Source organism: Thalassotalea sp. 273M-4 (genome assembly GCF_041410465.1).
Taxonomy (GTDB): domain Bacteria; phylum Pseudomonadota; class Gammaproteobacteria; order Enterobacterales; family Alteromonadaceae; genus Thalassotalea_A; species Thalassotalea_A aquiviva.
The window spans coordinates 2,861,388-2,883,428 of the sequence record NZ_CP166961.1; the positions used below are offsets into that span (position 1 = coordinate 2,861,388).

Annotated in this window: 34 protein-coding genes; 5 read left to right on the forward strand and 29 right to left on the reverse strand. The window is 42.2% G+C overall.

The genetic code is table 11. The annotated features are described in order from the left end of the window. The first annotated feature begins 64 nt into the window (after nucleotides 1-64). From ACAY00_RS12805 to ACAY00_RS12825, 5 genes are all read left to right on the forward strand, one after another. The gene (locus ACAY00_RS12805) at nucleotides 65-1,285 is read left to right on the forward strand and encodes an aspartate aminotransferase family protein (protein WP_371374402.1); all 1,221 of its coding nucleotides are present in this window, start codon (nucleotides 65-67) and stop codon (nucleotides 1,283-1,285) included. 76 nt (nucleotides 1,286-1,361) lie between these two features. After that, nucleotides 1,362-2,369, forward strand: coding sequence for an arginine N-succinyltransferase (gene astA / locus ACAY00_RS12810; protein WP_371374405.1), 1,008 nt, complete (start codon nucleotides 1,362-1,364; stop codon nucleotides 2,367-2,369). Nucleotides 2,370-2,400: 31 nt separating this feature from the next. Next, the gene (gene astD / locus ACAY00_RS12815) at nucleotides 2,401-3,870 is read left to right on the forward strand and encodes a succinylglutamate-semialdehyde dehydrogenase (RefSeq protein ID WP_371374408.1); all 1,470 of its coding nucleotides are present in this window, start codon (nucleotides 2,401-2,403) and stop codon (nucleotides 3,868-3,870) included. 193 nt (nucleotides 3,871-4,063) lie between these two features. Next, nucleotides 4,064-4,858, forward strand: a complete 795-nt coding sequence (locus ACAY00_RS12820; RefSeq protein WP_371374412.1) for a DUF1338 domain-containing protein — start codon at nucleotides 4,064-4,066, stop codon at nucleotides 4,856-4,858. 187 nt (nucleotides 4,859-5,045) lie between these two features. After that, the gene (locus tag ACAY00_RS12825) at nucleotides 5,046-5,453 is read left to right on the forward strand and encodes an OsmC family protein (RefSeq protein WP_371374415.1); all 408 of its coding nucleotides are present in this window, start codon (nucleotides 5,046-5,048) and stop codon (nucleotides 5,451-5,453) included. A 103-nt stretch (nucleotides 5,454-5,556) separates the two neighbouring features. Here the strand turns inward: ACAY00_RS12825 and ACAY00_RS12830 are convergent, their stop codons facing one another. The 29 genes from ACAY00_RS12830 to rpsJ all read right to left on the reverse strand — a co-directional run bounded on the left by ACAY00_RS12830 (nucleotide 5,557) and on the right by rpsJ (nucleotide 22,003). After that, nucleotides 5,557-6,471, reverse strand: a complete 915-nt coding sequence (locus ACAY00_RS12830) for a phosphoribulokinase (RefSeq protein WP_371374418.1) — start codon at nucleotides 6,469-6,471, stop codon at nucleotides 5,557-5,559. A 277-nt stretch (nucleotides 6,472-6,748) separates the two neighbouring features. Beyond that, the gene (gene rplQ, locus ACAY00_RS12835; RefSeq protein ID WP_371374421.1) at nucleotides 6,749-7,156 is read right to left on the reverse strand and encodes a 50S ribosomal protein L17; all 408 of its coding nucleotides are present in this window, start codon (nucleotides 7,154-7,156) and stop codon (nucleotides 6,749-6,751) included. A gap of 41 nt (nucleotides 7,157-7,197) precedes the next feature. Further along, nucleotides 7,198-8,187, reverse strand: a complete 990-nt coding sequence (locus tag ACAY00_RS12840; RefSeq protein ID WP_371374424.1) for a DNA-directed RNA polymerase subunit alpha — start codon at nucleotides 8,185-8,187, stop codon at nucleotides 7,198-7,200. 25 nt (nucleotides 8,188-8,212) lie between these two features. Beyond that, complete coding sequence (gene rpsD, locus ACAY00_RS12845; protein ID WP_371374427.1) at nucleotides 8,213-8,833, reverse strand: 30S ribosomal protein S4; 621 nt, start codon at nucleotides 8,831-8,833, stop codon at nucleotides 8,213-8,215. A gap of 21 nt (nucleotides 8,834-8,854) precedes the next feature. Beyond that, a complete protein-coding gene (gene rpsK / locus ACAY00_RS12850) occupies nucleotides 8,855-9,244 on the reverse strand; it encodes a 30S ribosomal protein S11 (protein ID WP_371374430.1) in 390 nt (129 codons plus the stop codon). A 16-nt stretch (nucleotides 9,245-9,260) separates the two neighbouring features. Further along, nucleotides 9,261-9,617 (reverse strand): 30S ribosomal protein S13, encoded by a 357-nt coding sequence (gene rpsM / locus ACAY00_RS12855; RefSeq protein ID WP_371374433.1) that lies wholly within the window; start codon nucleotides 9,615-9,617, stop codon nucleotides 9,261-9,263. Nucleotides 9,618-9,738: 121 nt separating this feature from the next. Further along, nucleotides 9,739-9,852 (reverse strand): 50S ribosomal protein L36, encoded by a 114-nt coding sequence (rpmJ, locus tag ACAY00_RS12860; protein ID WP_009839384.1) that lies wholly within the window; start codon nucleotides 9,850-9,852, stop codon nucleotides 9,739-9,741. Nucleotides 9,853-9,873: 21 nt separating this feature from the next. Next, a complete protein-coding gene (gene secY, locus ACAY00_RS12865) occupies nucleotides 9,874-11,199 on the reverse strand; it encodes a preprotein translocase subunit SecY (RefSeq protein ID WP_371374435.1) in 1,326 nt (441 codons plus the stop codon). A gap of 6 nt (nucleotides 11,200-11,205) precedes the next feature. Further along, a complete protein-coding gene (gene rplO / locus ACAY00_RS12870) occupies nucleotides 11,206-11,640 on the reverse strand; it encodes a 50S ribosomal protein L15 (protein WP_371374437.1) in 435 nt (144 codons plus the stop codon). Between the two features lie 3 nt (nucleotides 11,641-11,643). Beyond that, on the reverse strand, nucleotides 11,644-11,823 hold the full coding sequence (gene rpmD, locus ACAY00_RS12875; protein ID WP_371374440.1) for a 50S ribosomal protein L30: 180 nt from the start codon (nucleotides 11,821-11,823) through the stop codon (nucleotides 11,644-11,646). Nucleotides 11,824-11,829: 6 nt separating this feature from the next. After that, on the reverse strand, nucleotides 11,830-12,333 hold the full coding sequence (gene rpsE / locus ACAY00_RS12880; protein ID WP_371374442.1) for a 30S ribosomal protein S5: 504 nt from the start codon (nucleotides 12,331-12,333) through the stop codon (nucleotides 11,830-11,832). Between the two features lie 9 nt (nucleotides 12,334-12,342). After that, on the reverse strand, nucleotides 12,343-12,693 hold the full coding sequence (gene rplR, locus ACAY00_RS12885; protein ID WP_371374445.1) for a 50S ribosomal protein L18: 351 nt from the start codon (nucleotides 12,691-12,693) through the stop codon (nucleotides 12,343-12,345). Nucleotides 12,694-12,702: 9 nt separating this feature from the next. Further along, nucleotides 12,703-13,236, reverse strand: coding sequence for a 50S ribosomal protein L6 (rplF, locus tag ACAY00_RS12890; protein ID WP_371374449.1), 534 nt, complete (start codon nucleotides 13,234-13,236; stop codon nucleotides 12,703-12,705). An 11-nt stretch (nucleotides 13,237-13,247) separates the two neighbouring features. Beyond that, a complete protein-coding gene (gene rpsH, locus ACAY00_RS12895; protein WP_371379732.1) occupies nucleotides 13,248-13,640 on the reverse strand; it encodes a 30S ribosomal protein S8 in 393 nt (130 codons plus the stop codon). A gap of 11 nt (nucleotides 13,641-13,651) precedes the next feature. Continuing rightward, on the reverse strand, nucleotides 13,652-13,957 hold the full coding sequence (gene rpsN / locus ACAY00_RS12900) for a 30S ribosomal protein S14 (RefSeq protein WP_371374452.1): 306 nt from the start codon (nucleotides 13,955-13,957) through the stop codon (nucleotides 13,652-13,654). 11 nt (nucleotides 13,958-13,968) lie between these two features. Then, nucleotides 13,969-14,508 (reverse strand): 50S ribosomal protein L5, encoded by a 540-nt coding sequence (rplE, locus tag ACAY00_RS12905; protein ID WP_371374454.1) that lies wholly within the window; start codon nucleotides 14,506-14,508, stop codon nucleotides 13,969-13,971. Between the two features lie 15 nt (nucleotides 14,509-14,523). Next, nucleotides 14,524-14,838, reverse strand: a complete 315-nt coding sequence (rplX, locus tag ACAY00_RS12910) for a 50S ribosomal protein L24 (RefSeq protein ID WP_371374457.1) — start codon at nucleotides 14,836-14,838, stop codon at nucleotides 14,524-14,526. 10 nt (nucleotides 14,839-14,848) lie between these two features. Continuing rightward, on the reverse strand, nucleotides 14,849-15,217 hold the full coding sequence (rplN, locus tag ACAY00_RS12915) for a 50S ribosomal protein L14 (protein WP_371374460.1): 369 nt from the start codon (nucleotides 15,215-15,217) through the stop codon (nucleotides 14,849-14,851). 1,841 nt (nucleotides 15,218-17,058) lie between these two features. Then, entirely contained in the window at nucleotides 17,059-17,307 is a 249-nt protein-coding gene (rpsQ, locus tag ACAY00_RS12920; protein WP_371374462.1) for a 30S ribosomal protein S17, read from the reverse strand. After that, nucleotides 17,307-17,498, reverse strand: coding sequence for a 50S ribosomal protein L29 (gene rpmC / locus ACAY00_RS12925; protein ID WP_371374465.1), 192 nt, complete (start codon nucleotides 17,496-17,498; stop codon nucleotides 17,307-17,309). The genes rpsQ and rpmC overlap by 1 nt, the downstream gene beginning before the upstream one ends. Beyond that, nucleotides 17,498-17,911 (reverse strand): 50S ribosomal protein L16, encoded by a 414-nt coding sequence (gene rplP, locus ACAY00_RS12930; RefSeq protein WP_371374467.1) that lies wholly within the window; start codon nucleotides 17,909-17,911, stop codon nucleotides 17,498-17,500. The genes rpmC and rplP overlap by 1 nt, the downstream gene beginning before the upstream one ends. Nucleotides 17,912-17,922: 11 nt before the next feature. Further along, a complete protein-coding gene (gene rpsC, locus ACAY00_RS12935) occupies nucleotides 17,923-18,621 on the reverse strand; it encodes a 30S ribosomal protein S3 (RefSeq protein WP_371374470.1) in 699 nt (232 codons plus the stop codon). Nucleotides 18,622-18,632: 11 nt separating this feature from the next. Continuing rightward, nucleotides 18,633-18,965, reverse strand: coding sequence for a 50S ribosomal protein L22 (gene rplV / locus ACAY00_RS12940; RefSeq protein ID WP_371374473.1), 333 nt, complete (start codon nucleotides 18,963-18,965; stop codon nucleotides 18,633-18,635). Between the two features lie 11 nt (nucleotides 18,966-18,976). Further along, complete coding sequence (gene rpsS, locus ACAY00_RS12945) at nucleotides 18,977-19,255, reverse strand: 30S ribosomal protein S19 (RefSeq protein ID WP_135438210.1); 279 nt, start codon at nucleotides 19,253-19,255, stop codon at nucleotides 18,977-18,979. An 18-nt stretch (nucleotides 19,256-19,273) separates the two neighbouring features. Further along, the gene (gene rplB, locus ACAY00_RS12950) at nucleotides 19,274-20,098 is read right to left on the reverse strand and encodes a 50S ribosomal protein L2 (protein ID WP_371374476.1); all 825 of its coding nucleotides are present in this window, start codon (nucleotides 20,096-20,098) and stop codon (nucleotides 19,274-19,276) included. A 17-nt stretch (nucleotides 20,099-20,115) separates the two neighbouring features. Continuing rightward, nucleotides 20,116-20,418 carry a 50S ribosomal protein L23 gene (gene rplW, locus ACAY00_RS12955; protein WP_371374479.1) on the reverse strand — a complete coding sequence of 101 codons (303 nt, stop codon included), beginning with the start codon at nucleotides 20,416-20,418 and terminating at the stop codon, nucleotides 20,116-20,118. Beyond that, nucleotides 20,415-21,020 carry a 50S ribosomal protein L4 gene (gene rplD, locus ACAY00_RS12960; RefSeq protein ID WP_371374482.1) on the reverse strand — a complete coding sequence of 202 codons (606 nt, stop codon included), beginning with the start codon at nucleotides 21,018-21,020 and terminating at the stop codon, nucleotides 20,415-20,417. The genes rplW and rplD overlap by 4 nt, the downstream gene beginning before the upstream one ends. A gap of 17 nt (nucleotides 21,021-21,037) precedes the next feature. Beyond that, nucleotides 21,038-21,676: a 50S ribosomal protein L3 gene (gene rplC / locus ACAY00_RS12965; RefSeq protein WP_371374485.1), complete on the reverse strand. Its 639-nt coding sequence runs from the start codon at nucleotides 21,674-21,676 to the stop codon at nucleotides 21,038-21,040. Nucleotides 21,677-21,691: 15 nt separating this feature from the next. After that, entirely contained in the window at nucleotides 21,692-22,003 is a 312-nt protein-coding gene (gene rpsJ / locus ACAY00_RS12970; protein ID WP_115998799.1) for a 30S ribosomal protein S10, read from the reverse strand. Nucleotides 22,004-22,041 lie beyond the last annotated feature (38 nt).

The following is a 22,041-nucleotide window of genomic DNA, read 5'->3' on the forward strand; positions in this document are numbered from 1 at the left end:
ATTACAAAGATTTTTTTACAAATAGGCGCTTGTTCATCCCCATAGATTTATAAGGATTTTAGAAATGACTGTACAATTCCCCATAAACCGTGAACTTTTTGATCAAGTAATGGTGCCTAACTATTCACCTTCTGCTGTGATCCCGGTTAGAGGACTTGGTTCTAAAGTATGGGATCAAAACGAAAAAGAATATATCGACTTTGCCGGTGGTATTGCAGTGAACTGTCTTGGCCATTGCCACCCTGCCTTGGTTGCAGCATTAAAAGAGCAAGGTGAAAAAATTTGGCACCTTTCCAATGTAATGACCAACGAGCCGGCATTACGCTTAGCGAAAAAGATGGTTGATGCCACCTTTGCCGATAAAGTTTACTTTGCCAACTCTGGGGCTGAATCAAACGAAGCGGCTCTTAAGCTCGCGCGTCGTTGGGCCTTAGATGTTCACGGAGAAGATAAAACTCAAATCATCGCGTTTAAGCAAGGCTTCCATGGCCGTACTTTCTTTACTGTAACTGTAGGTGGTCAAGCAGCATACTCAGATGGTTTTGGTCCAAAGCCAGGTGATGTTGTTCATGCTGAATACAACAACTTAGAATCGCTAAAAGCATTAATTTCAGATAAAACGTGTGCCGTTGTGATGGAGCCCCTGCAAGGGGAAGGTGGCATTGTATCGCCAACTCAAGAGTTTGTTGAAGGCGTTCGTGAATTATGTAACCAACACAATGCATTATTAATCTTCGATGAAGTACAAACAGGCGTTGGCCGAACCGGTGAGTTATACGCTTACATGGGTTTAAACGTTACCCCTGACATTCTAACAACAGCAAAAGCTTTAGGTGGTGGATTCCCAATCGGTGCAATGATCACCACAGACAACATCGCTAAACACCTTAAAATAGGTACCCACGGCAGTACCTATGGTGGTAACCCTCTTGCTTGTGCTGTAGCAGAAGCGGCATTTGATACAGTAAATAACAAAGAGTTATTAGAACAAGTCAAAGTTAAAGAGCAAATGTTCAAGGATGGCTTAAATACGATCAACGAAAAATACGGTGTGTTTAAAGAAATTCGAGGTAAGGGTTTATTAATTGGCTCGGTACTAACTGACGAATATCAAGGTCAAGCCAAAGCATTTTTAAATGCAGCGATGGATGAAGGTTTAATGACCCTAGTCGCGGGTGCTAGTATCATTCGCTTTGCCCCATCACTTATCATCCCTGAGCAAGAGATCATTGAAGGTCTAGCTCGATTTGAACGCGCTGTTGCCAAAATGGTTGCGGCTAAGTAACTATCGGCGTTGATGTTCTTGTACCAGTTTCAAGCTGGTACAAGAATAGATAACCCAGTATTACAGAGATTATCTTATGATTATCATACGCCCAATTCGCAGTAGCGATTATGAAAGCCTGCATCAAATTGCGATTGAATCTGGTCATGGATTCACGTCTTTACCCGTTAATGAAGACTTATTAGTAAGTCGGATCAATCGCGCTGGTTACTCATTTCACAAGCAACAAGTAGACGGTGATGAAGGTTACTTGTTTGTCATGGAAGACTCCGAGACAGGTGAAGTTGTTGGTACCACGGCCATTGAAGCGGCCGTTGGTTTAAGCGATGCCTTTTACCATTACCATGTAGGTAAAGTTGTTCACTCTTCAAGAGAGCTCAAAATTTACAACAATATCGACATTTTAAGCTTATGTAATGACTATACCGGTGCTAGCGAGTTATGTACCTTATTTTTAAAAGATCAGTACCGTAAAAATAACAACGGAAGATTCTTATCTAAAGTTCGCTTTCTTTTTATGGCCGAACATCCAGAGCGCTTTAATGATACTGTCATCGCAGAAATGCGTGGTGTGTCAGATGAAAATGGCAACTCACCATTTTGGCAATGGTTAGAGGAGCATTTCTTTTCAATGGATTTTCCTACCGCAGATTACCTATCTGGTATCGGCAAGAAAGAATTTATTGCAGAGTTAATGCCTAAATATCCTATTTATGCCAACCTGTTAAGCCCTGAAGCCCAAGCGGTTATCGGCAAAGTTCACCAAAATACGGTACCCGCTTTACGTTTGTTGGAAAACGAAGGCTTTGTGTATCGTAACTACGTCGATATTTTTGACGCGGGGCCAACCGTTGAAGCACAACTTAAATCGATAAAAACTGTCCGTCATTCGCGTAAATTACAAGTTCGTATTGATGATATTCACACACCCGTTAAACACATGGTATGTAATACCAAATTAGCCGATTTTAGAGCAGCTCAAGTTGCTATCGAAGTAGACGAAGAACATAATTTGGCGATATTAGACCAAGCTACAGCTAAGGCCTTACAGGTTAATTCGGGTGACTTGGTTCGCATCGGTTAGTGCCAATTAAAAAAATAATGAGAGGAAATAAATGACAAATTCAGTACATTTTATTAATGGCCAGTGGGTGCCGGGTTTAGGGCACAACTTCGAATCGTTAAACCCAGCCAGAAACGAAGTTATTTGGTCCGGTAACAGCGCGAGTGCCCCCCAAGTTAACGAAGCCATAAACAGTGCGAGAATCGCCTTTTACGATTGGGCTTTGTTATCGGTTGATGAGCGAATCAAGGTCATTGAGGCCTATGGTGCTGAGCTTAATGACAATAAAGAGCAAATGGCCATAACCATTGCACAAGAAACGGGTAAACCGTTATGGGAAGCTCGTACTGAAGCGGGTGCAATGATTGGAAAAATCAACCTATCCATAAAAGCCTATAATGAGCGCACGGGGGTAACGGAAAATCCAATGCCGGGTGCCAAAGCTTTCATTCGCCATAAACCACATGGCGTGGTTGCCGTGTTTGGGCCATATAACTTCCCAGGCCATTTACCTAATGGTCACATTGTTCCGGCCCTTATTGCAGGGAATACAGTGGTTTTCAAACCGTCTGAGCTAACCCCAAAAGTAGCAGAGTTCACTTTGCAATTATGGCAAAAGGCTGGTTTACCTGCTGGCGTTATTAACCTAATTCAAGGTGAGATTGAAACTGGCAAAGCATTAGCAAATCACCCAGGCATTGATGGATTATTCTTCACTGGTAGCTCAACCACGGGTAAGTTATTGCATCAACAGTTTGCTGGACAGCCTGGCAAGATTTTAGCGTTAGAAATGGGTGGAAATAACCCATTAATCGTAAAAGACGTAAGTGATATCAATGCCGTTGTTCATGATATCGTGCAGTCGGCTTTTATCACCACAGGGCAACGTTGTACTTGTTCACGCCGCTTGTTCATTGAAAAAGGTGAGCAAGGTGATGCCATTATTGAAAAACTTATCGCGGTCACTAAAGCCATAAAAATTGGTTATTATGACGATCAAGAGCAACCCTTTATCGGCTCAATGATTTCTGCTAAAGCTGCCTCATCTTTGGTTAATGCTTATCAAAGTCTATTATCAATGGGCGGGAAATCACTTGTTGAATTAACTCAAAAAGATCCCGAAACAGGTTTTGTTACACCTGGGATTGTCGATGTTACTGACATTGACGATTTACCCGATGAAGAGCATTTTGGGCCATTGTTAAAGATTCAACGTTACGACGATTTTGATGTCGCTATTACCATGGCAAATAATACCAGCTTTGGTTTATCCGCCGGTTTATTAAGTGACAGCGAAGAGCTATACAATCACTTCTTTACACGTATTCGTGCGGGTATTGTAAACTGGAACAAACCCATTACTGGGGCGAGTGGTGCGGCACCTTTTGGTGGCATTGGTGATTCAGGAAACCATCGAGCAAGCGCTTACTACGCTGCTGACTACTGTGCTTATCCTGTGGCTTCTGTTGAAGCTGAAAAAGTACAGTTACCAGAACAACTAAGCCCAGGCTTGAGTATTTAAGATGAACGCCATGTCGAGCATCACAAAATGTTGTGGTTTAACACCACCGTTTTTTAGCTGTATCGATAACCTATAACCCAGGTATTCAGTCCATGACCTGCACCAAAGTGCAGGTCATTTTGGCTATCTAACACCTGTGCCTTCCACATTGTTGGCTAGCCTCCGTAAATAACAATTATAAAGGATGTTAGTTATGTCAAAAAAAGTAAAAGCCTTATTCGATAAAATTTGGGCACAATATTTAACCGTGACGCCATCGGCTAAAAAGGTGCATCAGTTACTTGGTAACGGCGATGATTTAATAAATGATCACGTCGCTTATCGCACCTTTAATTTAGCCAAAGTAAATTTAGATACATTAGCTCAAAGCTTGATAAAGTTGGGCTACAAAGAATGTGGGCAATATACATTTGTCGCGAAAAAGCTTAATGCTAAACATTTTGAACACCCAGATGAAAGCCAACCTAAAGTATTCATTAGTGAGTTATTAGTTGAAGAATTCTCAGACCCCGTACAAAAGATCATTCATCGCATCGTAGAGCAAGTTGATGCCGACAAAGTCAGCGAGGAAGCTTTTTTATATTCTGGTACACACTGGCAAATCAGCAGTGATGAATATCAGACATTATTAAATGAAAGTGAGTATGCAGCTTGGCTAGCAGCTTGGGGTTATCGAGCGAACCATTTTACGGTCAGCATTAATCATTTAAATGACTATGACAGCATAGAACAAGTAAATGAAACCATTAAACAAGGTGGCTTTGAGCTTAACACCTCGGGCGGTGAAATTAAGGGCAATGAACACGTTAAACTGGAACAATCTTCAACTATGGCTGACCATGCAGAAGTAGAGTTTAGCGATATCAAATTAACCATTCCTAGCTGTTTCTATGAATTTGCCAAACGCTACCCACTAGCAAACGGAAAACTGTATACCGGCTTTGTTGCAGCTTCGGCCGATAAAATTTTCGAAAGTACCAATCGTTAATCAAAACAGGTAAACGTTGTTAATAGCGCTATAGCAAAATCTATAGTGCTTACCTTATGGTAATGGCGCTTGTAACCAAACGGTTAATAACAACCGCAATGGGTTCTAGTTGTGATAACTAATGAACTTTATAGATAAAAACATTACACTAACGACATTATGTTGAAGATTAAAATGGATTAAAAAAATGAAAGCAACAGTGACATGGGTTGAAAACCAATTATTCATGGGAACATCAGAAACAGGCCATTGTGTGGTTATGGATGCTAATGCTGGTGCGCTAGCACCAAGTCCAATGGAAAACGTACTAATTTCATTAGGTGGCTGTTCATCAGTTGATGTCGTGAGTATATTAGACAAAGCCAGACAACAAGTTAGTGGCTGTAAAGTGGAACTTTCAGGCAATCGAGTTGATAGTGTCCCTCGAGTATTTTCTGATATTCATTTGCATTTTGTTATCACTGGCAACAAAGTGAGTGAAAAACACGTTGAGCGCGCTGTTCAATTGTCGGCAGACAAATACTGTTCCGTTGCTCTTATGCTCAATAAAAGCGTCAAAATCAGCCACGATTTTGAAATAGTTGAAGCAGATTAAACTCAGATTTTGAGAGCAGAAAAGCGGCATAAGCCGCTTTTTTTTATAGGAATATTAACGGAACAAGGCGTTAAGAAACCCTGCCGGTATAGAATATATAAATTTAGCTTCGTTTTAAGCTGTCTTTTTTCATCCAGCTCATCTTTAATTGGGCTTCTTTTTTGCGCGCCATTAACTCGACAACTAATGGTCGCAGGATTAATTCCATGGCAAAGCCCATTTTACCGCCCGGAACAACCAAGGTATTCACCCGTGACATAAACGATCCATCGATCATCCGAAGATAATAAGGAAAATCTACGTTGGTAATTTCACGAAAACGGATAACAACAAAACTTTCATCCTGACTAGGAATAGTTTTGGCGCTAAAAGGGTTTGAAGTGTCTACCGTAGGGACCCGTTGAAAGTTGATGTGTGTCCGTGAAAATTGAGGGGTAATGTAATGGAAATAATCATCCATACTTCGCACGATTCCTTCATTTACGGCTTCACGAGAATGACCTCGTTGATTGGTGTCGCGAACAATTTTTTGAATCCATTCAAGATTAACAATGGGCACCATTCCAATGAGCAAGTCTACATGCTGCGCTACGTCATTTTTTTCAGTCACTACCCCACCATGAAGGCCTTCATAGAATAAAAGGTCTGAGTTACTTGGTAGGGGCTCCCAGGGGGTAAAAGTACCTGGCATTTGATTATACGGCACAGCTTCATCAAAAGTATGCAAATATCGGCGCATAACACCTTGACCAGTTTCACCAAAATCTTTAAACAGCTTTTCTAAAGCATCAAAATCGTTAGCAACATCACCAAAGTAGCTTACTTGGCCACCTTCAGCTTGTGCTTTACGCCGTTCTAAATCCATTTCAGGGCGAGTAAAGCGATGAAAGCTATCGCCTTCAACCAACGCGGGACTAATACCTAGTGAGCGGAACATATGAGCGAAAGCCTCAGAGGTTGTTGATGTTCCTGCACCGGAAGAGCCCGTTACGGCGATTATTGGATTTTTTGCTGTCATAAGATCACTTTGAATAAATAGACTATTACTTTTATACGGGTTTGTGCGAGTGAGGTCAAGTTAGCTGATGGGTTAATGAACAAAGGAAAACCAAATTAAACAGTAACTTAAGCAGTTGAAATTTAAAACCATTAAGACCTGAGTACGATTAATGAGGTTGAATCTAGAGGAAGTTAGAACGAGTATTAACCCAACAAAGGGGCGTCAATTGAGGTAAGTAAAAGTCAAAAAAAAAGGAGCCCTAAAGGCTCCTTTTATAAATCAATATTTAAACTGATTATGCTTCAGTTGAAACTTCTTCCGTTTGTTCAACAGTTTCTTCAACTGCTGGACGGTCTACTAATTCAATGTAAGCCATTGGTGCTTTATCACCAGTACGGTAACCGCATTTTAAGATGCGAGTGTAACCACCTGGACGTTCTTGGTAACGAGGACCAAGTTCGTTGAATAAAATACCTACTACTTCTTGATCGCGAGTACGAGCGAAAGCTAAACGACGGTTAGCAACGCTATCTGTTTTAGCCAATGTGATTAGTGGCTCAACAACGCGACGTAATTCTTTAGCTTTAGCAACGGTAGTTTTGATAACGCCGTGCTTAACTAGAGAACTTGCCATATTGCGGAACATCGCCTGGCGATGACTGCTATTACGGTTTAACTGGCGACCGCTTTTACGATGGCGCATAAGTTAATCCTTATCTCTTAAACTATTAAAACGATGTCGACTTAGTCGTTATCAGCAATGCTTTCAGGCGGCCAGTTTTCTAGGCGCATACCCAGAGAAAGACCACGAGACGCTAAAACGTCTTTGATTTCAGTTAAAGACTTCTTACCTAAGTTAGGTGTTTTAAGAAGCTCAACTTCTGCACGCTGTACTAAGTCACCAATATATTGAATCGCTTCTGCTTTTAAACAGTTGGCTGAACGAACTGTAAGCTCTAGGTCATCAACAGGGCGAAGAAGGATTGGGTCGAAAGCAGGTTTAACTTCTTCCGGCTCAACTTCTTTCACGTCGCGTAAGTCAACAAACGCATCTAGCTGTTCAGCTAAGATGGTTGAAGCACGACGGATAGCTTCTTCTGGATCTAACGTACCGTTAGTTTCCATGTCGATAACAAGCTTGTCTAAATCAGTACGCTGCTCAACACGAGCAGAGTCAACATCATAAGCAATTCTTTCAACAGGACTGAAAGACGCGTCAACTAGTAAACGACCAATTGCACGATCTTCCTCTTCGGCGTTACGACGAGCAGAAGCAGGAACGTAACCACGACCCATTTCTACTTTAATGCGCATGCTGATAGAGCCATCACCTGTTAAATTACAGATAACGTGTGCAGGATTAGCGATTGTTACATCACCATCATGCTGGATATCAGCGGCCGTTACAGGGCCTTCTCCTGACTTAGTTAAAGTTAAAACTGCTTCAGTTTTGCCTTCTAAACCAACTGCCAGTCCTTTTAGGTTTAACAGAATTTCGATGATGTCTTCTTGAACACCTTCTTTAGAACTGTATTCATGCAATACACCATCAATTTCAACTTCAGTCACTGCACAACCTGGCATTGATGAAAGAAGAATACGACGTAGCGCATTACCTAAAGTATGACCAAAACCACGTTCAAGTGGTTCTAAAGTTACCTTAGCACGAGTGTTAGAAACGTTTTCGATCCCAACAAGTTTTGGCTTAAGGAATTCGGTTACAGAACCCTGCATTATTGTCCTCTCTTAAAGTTCAGCTTTATTTCGAGTAAAGCTCGACAATCAACTGTTCGTTGATTTCGGCTGATAGGTCAGAACGATCTGGAATACGCTTGAACGTACCTTCCATTTTCTTATTATCAACTTCAACCCAGACTGGCTTCTCACGTTGTTCAGCTAGTTCTAAAGCAGCGATGATACGCGCTTGAGTTTTAGCTTTCTCACGAATTGATACCACATCGTCTGCTTTAACAGCGAAAGATGGAATGTTAACAACTTTACCGTTTACTACGATAGCTTTGTGGCTAACTAGCTGACGAGCTTCTGCACGAGTAGATGCATAACCCATACGGTAAACAACGTTGTCTAGACGCTTTTCTAAAAGTTGCAACAAGTTTTCACCAGTGTTGCCTTTAAGACGAGCGGCTTCTTTGTAGTAGTTACGGAATTGTTTTTCTAGAACACCGTAAATACGACGTACTTTTTGCTTCTCACGAAGTTGTACACCGTAGTCAGATAAACGACCGCGACGAGCGCCGTGCTGACCCGGGATAGTTTCGATCTTACATTTAGTGTCAATTGCCCTAACACCACTTTTAAGGAACAAGTCTGTTCCTTCGCGGCGGCTAAGTTTTAGCTTAGGACCTAAATATCTTGCCATGTTATTTCTCCAACAAACCTATTAAACGCGACGTTTCTTAGGTGGACGACAACCATTATGAGGAATAGGTGTAACGTCAGTAATGTTGGTGATTTTGAAACCAGCAGCATTTAAGGCACGGATAGCAGATTCACGACCTGGACCTGGACCTTTAACGAACACTTCAATATTCTTCAAGCCAAACTCTTGTGCTACTTTACCAGCACGATCAGCAGCAACCTGTGCAGCGAATGGAGTTGATTTACGTGAACCACGGAAACCAGAACCACCTGCAGTTGCCCAAGATAAAGCGTTACCTTGACGATCTGTAAGAGTTACGATTGTGTTGTTGAAAGACGCATGGATGTGCGCCATACCATCAGCAACTTGTTTTTTTACGCGACGCTTTGCGCGAGTTGGTGTTTTAGCCATGTCTAATTACCTCGATCTACTTTTTAATCGGCTTACGAGGACCTTTACGGGTGCGCGCATTAGTCTTAGTGCGTTGACCACGTAGAGGAAGACTGCGACGATGGCGTAAACCACGATAACAGCCAAGGTCCATCAGACGCTTGATGTTCATTGATACTTCACGACGTAAATCACCTTCTACGGAAAATTTCGCCACTTCTGCACGAAGCAAATCGATTTGAGCTTCGTCTAATTCACTGATCTTGATATCTTCAGCAATACCGGCGTTCGCACAAATTTCTTTTGCACGCGTTGCGCCGATACCGTAGATAGCTGTAATGGCAATTACAGCATGCTTACGATCAGGGATGTTAATGCCAGCGATACGGGCCACTAACACATCTCCTATACTTAGGTTAAAAGAAACCGGTTGAAAAGCCCGTTAGGATACTCAACCAGCGATGTTTTTGCAAACTAAAGCGCCATTTTTTCATAAAATGACGCTTTAGTAAAGATTAGCCTTGCCTTTGCTTGTGCTTTGGCTCACTGCAAATTACGCGTACAACGCCAGCGCGCTTTACTACTTTACAGTTACGACAAATCTTTTTCACGGATGCACGAACTTTCATTTTATACTCCGTAGCCTTAGCCTATCGGCCGTAGCCTTTAAGATTGGCTTTTTTCAGCACATTGTCATATTGATGAGACATCAAATGAGTCTGTACTTGTGCCATGAAGTCCATGATAACAACTACCATAATTAGTAGGGAAGTACCGCCAAAATAAAACTGTACATTCCAAAATACCATCATGAATTCAGGAACCAAACAAATAAAAGTAATGTATAACGCGCCAGCTAATGTGAGGCGTGTCATTACTTTGTCGATATATCTGGATGTTTGCTCACCCGGGCGAATGCCTGGAATAAACGCACCAGATTTCTTCAAATTATCTGCTGTTTCACGCGGGTTGAATACAAGCGCCGTGTAGAAAAAGCAGAAAAAGATTATTGCTGCTGCATACAGCATTACATACAACGGTTGACCCGGAGACAGAGCTAGAGAAACCTCTTGCAATGTATCGGCTACAACACCGTCACCTTGACCAAACCAACTTGCGATGGTACCTGGGAACAAGATGATACTTGATGCAAAAATTGGTGGAATAACACCTGCCATATTCACTTTAAGTGGTAAGTGAGTGCTTTGAGCGGCAAATACTTTACGTCCTTGTTGACGTTTAGCATAGTTTACCACAATGCGACGTTGGCCGCGCTCTACAAATACTACAAAATAAGTTACGGCAAATACCAACACACCAATAAGAAGTAATGCTAATAAGTGCAATTCGCCTTGACGCGCCATTTCAGCTGTAGCTCCTACAGCTGAAGGCATGCCAGCAACAATACCTGCAAAAATAATGATTGAAATACCGTTACCGATACCGCGCTCAGTAATTTGTTCACCTAACCACATTAAGAACATGGTACCGGTTACTAGAGAAACCATTGCAGTGAAAATAAAACCAGGACCTGGGTTAATTACCAGACCAGGCATCATTCCCGGTAAGCCATTTGCAATCGCAAATGATTGTACTGTTGCCAGAGCTAAAGTGCCGTAGCGTGTGTATTGGCTGATCTTACGACGTCCAGCTTCACCTTCTTTTTTCAATTCCTGCATACTCGGTACAATGTGTGTACTAATTTGCATGATAATCGAAGCTGAAATGTACGGCATAATACCAAGTGCCAATACAGAGGCTCGCTCAAGAGAACCACCAGAGAACATGTTAAACATTTCAATGATGGTGCCCTTTTGTTGTTCAATCAACTGAGCTAGTACAGCGGCGTCAATACCAGGGATTGGTACAAAAGAACCTAAACGGAACACGATAAGTGCGCCGAATACGAACAATAATCTTTGTTTCAACTCAGACAACCCGCCTTGAGTCTTATTTTCCATTCCTGGTGTAGCCATTGTGTACTATTCCTCTACTGTACCACCGGCAGCTTCAATTGCTGCACGCGCACCTTTTGTTACTGCTAGGCCACGAACCGTAATCTTACGGCTGATTTCGCCAGATAACATGATCTTTGCAGATACGATGTTACGAGTGACGATGCCCGCGTCTTTAAGCGCATGGATATCAACAACATCTGCAGTAATTTGGTTTAATTCGTGTAAACGAACTTCTGCATGCGATAACGCTTTGCGAGAAGTGAAACCAAACTTAGGCAAACGTTGCTTAAGTGGCATCTGACCGCCTTCGAAACCAGGACGTACGCCACCGCCAGAACGAGACTTCTGACCTTTATGACCACGACCACCAGTTTTACCTAGGCCAGAACCAATACCACGACCAACACGCTTCTTGGCTGATTTTGAGCCAGGTGCAGGGGATAATGTGTTTAAATGCATTGTTTAGTCCTCCACCTTAACCATGTAATTAACTGCGTTAATCATACCACGTACTGATGGAGTATCTTCTAACTCTACAGTATGATTGATGCGACGTAAACCCAGTCCTTTCAAAGTTGCTCTATGAGCCGGTAAACGACCGATAGAACTTTTAACTTGTGTTACTTTAACTGTCTTTGCCATTGTTCATTACCCCATGATGTCAGTAACGTTTAGGCCACGCTTAGCTGCAACAGACTCAGGCGATTTCATGTTCGCTAGAGCGCCGATAGTAGCGCGTACTACGTTAATTGGGTTAGTAGAACCGTATGCTTTTGACAATACGTTCTGTACGCCAGCAACTTCAAGTACTGCACGCATCGCACCACCGGCGATGATACCTGTACCTTCAGAAGCAGGTTGCATGTAAACTTTAGAACCTGAATGCTTACCTTTAACAGCGTGCTGTAAAGTAGTACCTTTAAGGTCAACGTTTACGATATTACGGCGAGCCTTTTCCATTGCTTTTTGAATTGCAGCAGGAACTTCACGTGCCTTACCGTAACCAAAACCAACACGACCGTTGCCGTCACCAACTACAGTTAGTGCAGTGAAGCTGAAGATACGACCACCTTTAACCACTTTTGATACGCGGTTAACGGCGATTAACTTTTCAGCGAATTCACTTTGTTGTGTGTTTTCTACATTAGCCATTATCTACTCCTAGAATTTAAGGCCAGCTTCACGAGCTGCTTCAGCAAGAGCTTGAATACGACCGTGGTATAAGAAACCTGAACGATCGAAAGCAACTGATTCTACGCCTTTGGCAGCTGCGCGTTCTGCAATAGCTTTACCTACAGCAGCAGCGGCTTCTTTGTTGCCAGTAGCTTTAACTTGCTCACGCAATTCCTTGTCTAAAGTAGATGCTGATGCAAGCACTTCAGAGTTAGCATTGATAAGCTGTGCGTAAATGTGACGAGGAGTACGGTGAACGACTAGGCGATTCGCACCCAACTCGCTGATTTTAGCGCGCGTGCGTTTTGCACGGCGTAAACGAGATGTTTTCTTATCCATAGTATTACCCTACTTCTTCTTAGCTTCTTTACGACGAACGTTTTCGTCTGAGTAACGAATACCTTTACCTTTGTAAGGCTCTGGCTTACGGTACGCACGAATGTTCGCAGCTACTTGACCAATCACCTGCTTATCAGCACCCGTAAGTACGATTTCAGTTTGACTAGGAGTTTCAACTTTAACACCAGCTGGAATTTCGTGGTCAACTGGGTGAGAGAAACCTAATGCAAGGTTTAAGCTCTGACCAGCAGCTTTAGCACGGTAACCAACACCGTTTAAAATTAAGCGTTTTTCAAAGCCTTGGCTCACACCAACAATCATGTTATTGATTAATGCGCGAGCTGTACCAGCTTGTGCCCAAGCGCCTTTAACGTCAGCTACGATGTTAGTGATGATGTTGTTGTCTTCTTGAGATACAACTACGTCACTGTGGATCGTACGAGTTAATTCGCCCTTAGGACCTTTTACTTTAATGTCTTGACCAGATAACGTAACTTCAACGCCAGCAGGGATCGCGACAGGTGCTTTTGCAACACGAGACATAATTCTGCTCCTTAAGCTACGGTACCGATGATCTCACCGCCTAAACCTGCATTACGTGCAGCGCGGTCAGTCATAAGACCTTTAGAAGTTGAAACAATAACGATACCTAGACCAGCTAGTACTTGAGGAAGCTCAGTAGCACCCTTGTACACGCGAAGACCTGGACGTGAAACACGTTGGATCGTATCGATTACTTCTTTACCTTCAAAATATTTTAAAGTTACTTCTAACTGAGGCTTGGCATCAGTAGTTACTTCAAAACCGTTAATGTAACCTTCTTCTTTAAGCAAGTTAGCAATTGCTACTTTTAGCTTGGAAGATGGCATAGTCACTGCAACTTTTTTAGCAGCTTGACCGTTACGGATGCGTGTAAACATATCCGCGATAGGATCAGTCATCATAATCGCTTACTCCCTTACCAACTTGCTTTCTTAAGACCAGGTACTTCACCACGCATGGTAGCTTCACGTAATTTGATTCGGCTTAAACCGAACTTACGTAAGTAACCGTGTGGACGACCAGTAACAACACAACGGTTACGTTGGCGGCTGCTGCTTGAATCACGTGGTAAAGATTGTAGTTTTAGTACTGCATCCCAACGCTCTTCTTCAGAAGAATTAACGCTAGAGATGATCTCTTTTAGTGCTGCACGCTTTTCAGCGTATTGAGCTACTAATTTTGCACGTTTTGCTTCACGTGCTTTCATTGATGATTTAGCCATAACTCTACACCTTATTTCTTAAATGGGAAGTTAAAGGCAGTCAGCAAAGCACGACCTTCCGCATCTGTGTTCGCAGTAGTAGTGATAGTAATATCCATACCACGAATTTTATCGATTTTATCGTAATCGATTTCAGGGAAAATAATTTGCTCACGCACGCCCATGCTGTAATTACCACGGCCATCGAACGACTTAGGGTTCAAGCCACGAAAATCACGGATACGAGGAACTGAGATCGCGATTAAACGCTCTAAAAAGTCCCACATGCGCTCACCGCGTAAAGTTACTTTTGCACCAATAGGGTAGCCTTCACGAATCTTAAAGCCAGCAACAGACTTGCGTGCTTTAGTGATCATAGGCTTTTGACCAGAGATTGCAGTAAGATCATTGGTTGCGTTGTCTAATACTTTCTTATCAGCAATCGCTTCACCAACACCCATGTTAAGGGTGATCTTTTCAATCCGAGGGACTTGCATGACACTTTTGTACCCGAACTCTTTGGCCAGTTCAGCAACAACTGTATCTTTGTAAAAATCATGCAGTTTCGCCATCGTTTTTACTCCAAATTAAACTAATTCGTTATTAGACTTGAAGAAACGAACTTTTTTGCCGTCTTCAATTCTAAAACCTACACGATCAGCCTTGCCAGTAGCAGGGTTTTTGATCGCAACGTTTGATACGTCGATTGCAGCTTCTTTCTCAACAATGCCACCAGCTTGCTGTAACTGAGGTACAGGCTTTTGGTGTTTCTTGACTAAGTTGATGCCTTCAACGAAAACTTTACCTTCAGCTGTAAGAACTTTAGTGACTTTGCCACTTTTGCCCTTATCTTTACCAGCTAAGATTACTACTTCGTCATTTTGACGAATTTTAGAGGCCATATCAGACTCCTTATAGTACTTCAGGAGCTAGAGAAACGATCTTCATGAACTTTTCAGTTCTTAATTCACGTGTCACTGGCCCGAAAATACGTGTACCAATTGGCTGTAAGTTTGCATTTAGCATTACTGCCGCGTTTCCATCAAAACGAATGGCTGAGCCATCCGGACGACGAACGCCTTTTCTAGTGCGCACCACTACCGCATTAAGAACATCACCTTTCTTCACTTTACCGCGAGGAATTGCTTCTTTAACAGAAACTTTGATGATGTCGCCAATACCTGCATAGCGACGGTGCGAGCCACCTAGAACCTTTATACATTGCACGCGTCGAGCGCCGCTGTTGTCAGCAACGTCTAGCTGTGATTGCATTTGGATCATGTTTATGTGCTCCGCTGTTATTAAATTCAAGGCCAAAAATTTGACCCGTCACTGCCTTTATCCACCAACCTCTACAGTCGGTGGGCGCGAGATTATAACACCACTTAAAAAAAAGTGGTACTTTATTTAAGCAGAAAATATAAATCTTCTTATTTCCTGCTTAATAACCTCGGAAATACCGGTTACAAGTGCTTGAAATATAGAATTTCTGTTTAAAATAAACGCCAAACAAAAAATATTTAAGTATTTGATGATTGGTCGCAAAACAACGTCTCTATCTCGCAGGACAGACTCAATCGCCGTTACAAGGCTTTATCTTGTTTGCCTGAGTATAATAAAACAACATTCGACGAAAAGTCGTAATAAATTGTAGCAATTATTTAACAACTGTTTATCAGCTAATTAACCCGATAATAATGTGTACTATTAATCAATAAGTTAGCTCAAAATAGAAAGAATCTTTATTTTAGTTTTAAGCTCGCAACAGGTGTAAATATTTGCCAACCGCAATCGGCTTTAGTTACTAGCTCTACTTAGGACCACTAAAGTCCAAGACTTAGGCTTAGAAACCGAATTGGTATGGTCACATTCTTGAATGTGCACTTTTAAGCAGACCATCGCTGAATGCTGTATATAAAGCCAAGACTTATAAAATTCAGCGATAAAAAAAGGCCCCAAAACATACAGCTTGGAGCCTTCTTAGAGAACAATCAGCTTATACTTAGTTTTAGCTAAGCTTTAGTTACTAGGTCTACTTAGGTCCACTAAAGTGCAAGACTTAGTCTTAGAAACAGAATTGGTATAGTCACATTCGTGAATGTGCATTTTTAAGCAGCCCATCGCTGAATGCTGTATATAAAGCCTAGACTTATAAAATTCAGCGATAAAAAAGCCCCAAGCCATACAGCTTGGAGCCTTCTTAAAGAACAATCAGCTTATACTTAGTTTTAGCTAAGCTTTAGTTACTAGGTCTACTTAGGTCCACTAAAAATTCCAAGACTTAGTCTTAGAAACAGAATTGGTATGGTCACATTCGTGAATGTGCATTTCTAAGTAGCCCATCGCTGAATGCTGTATATAAAGCCTAGACTTATAAAGTTTAACCATAAAAAAAGGCCCCAAGCCATACAGCTTGGAGCCTTCTTAAAGAACAATCAGCTTATAGTTAGTTTTAGCTAAGCTTTAGTTACTAGGTCTACTTAGGCCTACTTAGGTCAACTAAAGTGCAAGACTAAGGCTTAGAAACCGATTTGGTATGGTCACATTCTTTAATGTGCATTTCTAAGTAGCCCATCGCTGAATGCTTTATATAAAGCCAGGACTTATAAAATTCAGCGATAAAAAAAGGCCCCAAGCCATACAGCTTGGAGCCTTCTTAAAGAACAATCAGCTTATACTTAGTTTTAGCTAAGCTTTAGTTACTAGGTCTACTTAGGTCCACTAAAGTGCAAGACTTAGTCTTAGAAACCGATTAGGTATGGTCACATTCTTGAATGTGCATTTCTAAGTAGCCCATCGCTGAATGCTGTATATAAAGCCAGGACTTATAAAGTTTAACCATAAAAAAAGGCCCCAAGCGATACAGCTTGGAGCCTTCTTAGAGAACAATCAGCTTATACTTAGTTTTAGCTAAGCTTTAGCTAAGCTTTAGTTACTAGGTCTACTAAAGTGCAAGACTAAGGCTTAGAAACCGAATTGGTATGGTCACATTCGTGAATGTGCACTTTTAAGCAGACCATCGCTGAATGCTTTATATAAAGCCAGGACTTATAAAGTTTAACCATAAAAAAAGGCCCCAAGCCATACAGCTTGGAGCCTTCTTAGAGAACAATCAGCTTATATTAAGCTTTAGTTACTACGTCCACTAAAGTCCAAGACTTAGTCTTAGAAATTGGTGCACATTCACGAATTGTTACTACATCACCTTCGTTACATACGTTAGCTTCATCATGCGCTTTCAACTTAGTTGAACGGATCATGAATTTACCGTAGATAGGGTGCTTTACACGACGCTCGATAAGAACAGTGATAGATTTATCCATCTTGTTACTAACAACGCGACCTTGTAGAGTACGAATAGTCTCAGTCATTATGATGCTGCCTTCTCAGTTAGGATAGTCTTAACACGTGCGATATCGCGACGTACGTTACGTAGCAAATGAGTTTGAGCTAGCTGACCAGTGCTTGCTTGCATGCGATAGTTAAACTGTTCGCGCAATAAGCTTAGTAATTCAGCATTAAGCTCTTCAATGCTTTTGTCTTTAAGTTCGCTAGCTTTCATTACATTACCGTCCGAGTTACGAAAGTTGTCTTAAATGGAAGTTTAGCAGCTGCTAGTTCAAATGCTTCACGAGCTAATGCTTCGTTAACACCTTCCATTTCATACAAGATACGTCCTGGTTGAATTTGGCATACCCAGTATTCTACAGAACCTTTACCTTTACCCATACGAACCTCAAGAGGTTTCTTGGTAATTGGCTTGTCTGGGAATACACGAATCCAGATTTTACCTTGACGCTTAATGTGACGTGTCATTGCACGACGAGCTGCTTCGATTTGACGAGCAGTCATACGGCCACGTGCCACAGCTTTTAAGCCATAAGTACCGAAGCTAACTGTGCTACCAGTGTGCGCTAGGCCACGGTTACGCAGTTTAAATTGCTTACGGAATTTAGTACGTTTTGGTTGTAACATTACTTATTTCCTTACTTAGAGCTCTTGCCTTTGCCTTTTCTTTTAGGCTTAGGAGCTGGTGCTTCTGCCTGTAGAGGCATGTTACCAATTACTTCACCTTTAAAGATCCAGACTTTAACACCAATAACACCGTAAGTAGTGTCAGCACGAGCTGTTGCGTAATCAATGTCAGCACGAAGAGTGTGAAGAGGTACACGACCTTCACGGTACCACTCAGAACGTGCGATGTCAGCGCCGCCTAAACGACCACTTACTTCAACTTTGATACCCTTAGCACCTAAACGCATTGCGTTTTGTACTGCACGCTTCATAGCGCGACGGAACATAACACGACGCTCTAATTGGCTCGCGATACCGTCAGCAACAAGTTGCGCATCCATCTCTGGCTTACGAACTTCTGCAATGTTAATTTGCGCTGGAACACCTGCGATTTGAGAAACTTTCTTACGTAATTTCTCAACGTCTTCGCCTTTCTTACCAATCACAACACCAGGACGTGCAGTGTGGATAGTCACGCGAATTGACTTCGCTGGACGTTCGATAACGATTTTAGATAAAGAAGCACGCTTTAACTCTTCAGTTAGGTAAGCACGAACTTCGTGATCACCTTTGATGTTAGCTGCATACTCTTTGCTGCTTGCATACCAAGTAGACGCAAAAGGCTTAGTGATACCTAGACGAATACCGATAGGATGTACTTTCTGACCCATACTAATATCTCCTAGGAATCAGCTACAATCACAGTAATGTGACTAGTGCGCTTAAGGATACGATCCGCGCGACCTTTCGCACGAGGTTTAATACGTTTCATTGTTGGACCATCGTCAACCATAATGGTTTTAACGAATAATTCATCAATGTCTGCACCTTCATTATGTTCAGCGTTAGCAATTGCTGAGTTAAGAACTTTCTTAACTAAAACAGCAGCTGATTTGTTGCTGTAAGTTAAGATTTCAAGTGCTTTCTCAACTTGCAAACCGCGGATTTGGTCAACAACCAAACGAGCTTTTTGAGCTGAACCACGGGCAAATTTATGTTTAGCGATAGCTTCCATTTAATTTCCCCTTATCTTTTCTTCGCTTTCTTATCAGCAGCGTGACCGCGATAAGTACGAGTAGGTGCAAATTCACCCAGTTTGTGACCGATCATTTCATCGGTAACAAATACTGGAACGTGTTGACGGCCATTATGGACAGCGATGGTCAATCCGATCATGTTAGGGATGATCATTGAGCGACGAGACCAAGTTTTGATTGGTTTCTTGTTCCCGCTTTCCAAAGCTTTCTCTACCTTCGTCAACAAGTGTAGGTCGATAAATGGACCTTTCTTGAGAGAACGTGGCATGGTGATTCCTCTTAATAATTACTTAGTACGACGACGGACAATAAACTTGTCAGTGCGCTTGTTTTTACGAGTCTTATAACCCTTAGTTGGTACACCCCAAGGTGATACCGGGTGACGACCGCCTGAAGTTTTACCTTCACCACCACCGTGTGGGTGATCTACCGGGTTCATGGCAACACCACGAACTGTCGGACGAACACCACGCCAGCGTGTAGCACCTGCTTTACCCAAAGAGCGAAGCATGTGTTCAGCATTGCCGATTTCACCTAAAGTTGCACGACAATCCGCTTCGATTTTACGCATTTCGCCTGAACGAAGACGTACAGTTACGTAAGCGCCGTCTTTAGCAACTAGTTGTGCATATGTACCAGCAGCACGAGCTAGCTGAGCACCTTTACCAGGCTTAAGTTCGATTGCATGGATAACGCTACCTAGAGGAACATTACGTAGTGGTAATGTGTTACCTGCTTTGATAGGTGCATCTACACCAGACTGGATAGTATCACCAGCTGAAACACCTTTTGGTGCTAGGATGTATTTGCGCTCACCGTCTGCGTATAAAACTAGTGCAATGTTTGCACTACGGTTTGGATCATATTCCAAACGCTCTACTTTCGCAGGGATGCCGTCTTTGTTGCGTTTAAAGTCAATCAGACGGTAGTGATGCTTGTGACCACCACCAACGTGACGAACTGTAATACGACCAGTATTGTTACGACCACCAGACTTAGAGTTTTTCTCTAAAAGTGGAGCGTAAGGCTTGCCTTTGTACAGATCCGGGTTAACCACTTTAACAACGTGGCGACGACCCGGAGAAGTAGGCTTACATTTAACAATAGCCATTTTTGTAACCTCTCCTATTACTCTGCGCCGCCGACGAAGTCGATGTCGCTACCTTCTTTAAGAGTAACGTAGGCCTTTTTCCAATCGCTACGACGACCGAAACGAGCACCAGTACGCTTTGTTTTACCCTTAACATTTAGAGTACGAACACCTGTCACTTCAACTTCGAAAAGTTTTTCAACAGCTGCTTTGATTTCAAGCTTGCTAGCATCTTTAGCTACTTTGAAAACAACAGTGTTGTTTAACTCAGCAGACATAGTTGCTTTTTCAGAAATGTTAGGTGCTAAAATCACCTTCAACAAACGTTCTTCGTTGATCATGCTAACATCTCCTCAATTTGCTTAACTGCATCAGCAGTTACCAATACTTTCTCGAAACCAACTAGGCTAACAGGATCGATACCAGCTACGTCACGAACGTCAACTTTGTATAAGTTGCGAGCAGATAAGAATAAGTTCTCATCAACTTCTTTCGTTACGATTAGAACGTCTTTAAGTTCTAATTCTTTTAGCTTAGATACCAATTCTTTAGTTTTTGGTGTTTCTACCGCAAAGTTTTCAACCACGATTAGACGATCTTGACGTACTAATTCTGAAAGGATGCTTTGGATCGCACCACGATACATTTTACGGTTAACTTTTTGGCTGTGATCTTGTGGACGAGCAGCGAATGTTACGCCACCTGAACGCCAGATTGGACCACGAGTTGTACCAGCACGTGCACGGCCAGTACCTTTTTGACGCCATGGCTTTTTGCCACCGCCGCTAACTTCTGAACGAGTTTTTTGCTTTACAGTACCTTGACGAGCACCTGCTGCGTAAGCAACAACTACTTGGTGTACTAGAGCTTCGTTAAACTCACGTCCGAAGGTAGCTTCAGACACTTCAAGAGCACCAGATGCGTCTTTTAATGCTAATTCCATCACTAATCTCCTGGACGTTAGGCTTTAACAGCTGGTTTAACGATAACGTTGCCGTTAACTGCGCCCGGAACTGCACCTTTGATAAGAAGCAAGTTACGGTCCGCATCAACGCGAACGATTTCAAGGTTTTGAGTAGTAACTTTCTCAGCACCCATGTGACCAGACATTTTTTTGCCTTTAAATACACGACCTGGTGTTTGACACTGGCCGATTGAACCGTTTGAACGGTGTGAGATAGAGTTACCGTGAGTAGCGTCTTGCATGCTGAAGTTCCAGCGCTTGATACCACCTTGGAAACCTTTACCTTTAGAAGTACCGGTAACGTCTACTAATTTGGTTTCATTGAATAACTCAACAGTGATTTCACTGCCAGCTTCAATACCTTCACCTTCACCATCTTTTAAACGGAATTCCCACAGACCACGACCTGCTTCAACGCCCGCTTTAGCATAGTGACCAGCTAAAGGCTTAGTAACACGACTAGCTTTACGAGTGCCAGTTGTTACTTGTAAACCGCGATAACCATCGTTTTCAAGAGTTTTAACTTGAGTAACGCGGTTAGCTTCAACTTCTAAGACTGTAACTGGAATTGATACGCCATCTTCAGTGAAGATACGAGTCATACCAACTTTACGTCCGACTAAACCAATAGTCATAGTTAAATCCCCTTATTAACCCAAGCTGATTTGAACGTCTACACCAGCTGCTAAATCTAAACGCATTAGTGCGTCTACAGTTTTCTCAGTTGGTTCAACAATATCAATCAAACGCTTGTGAGTACGAATTTCGTACTGATCACGTGCGTCTTTGTTTACGTGTGGAGAAATCAATACAGTAAAACGCTCTTTACGAGTCGGAAGTGGAATAGGACCACGAACCTGAGCACCAGTGCGCTTTGCAGTATCTACGATTTCAGCTGTTGATTGATCAATCAGACGATGATCGAACGCTTTCAAACGAATGCGAATTCTTTGATTTGACATGGAATCAAATCCCCAATAAAAAAAGAACGAACAAAGTA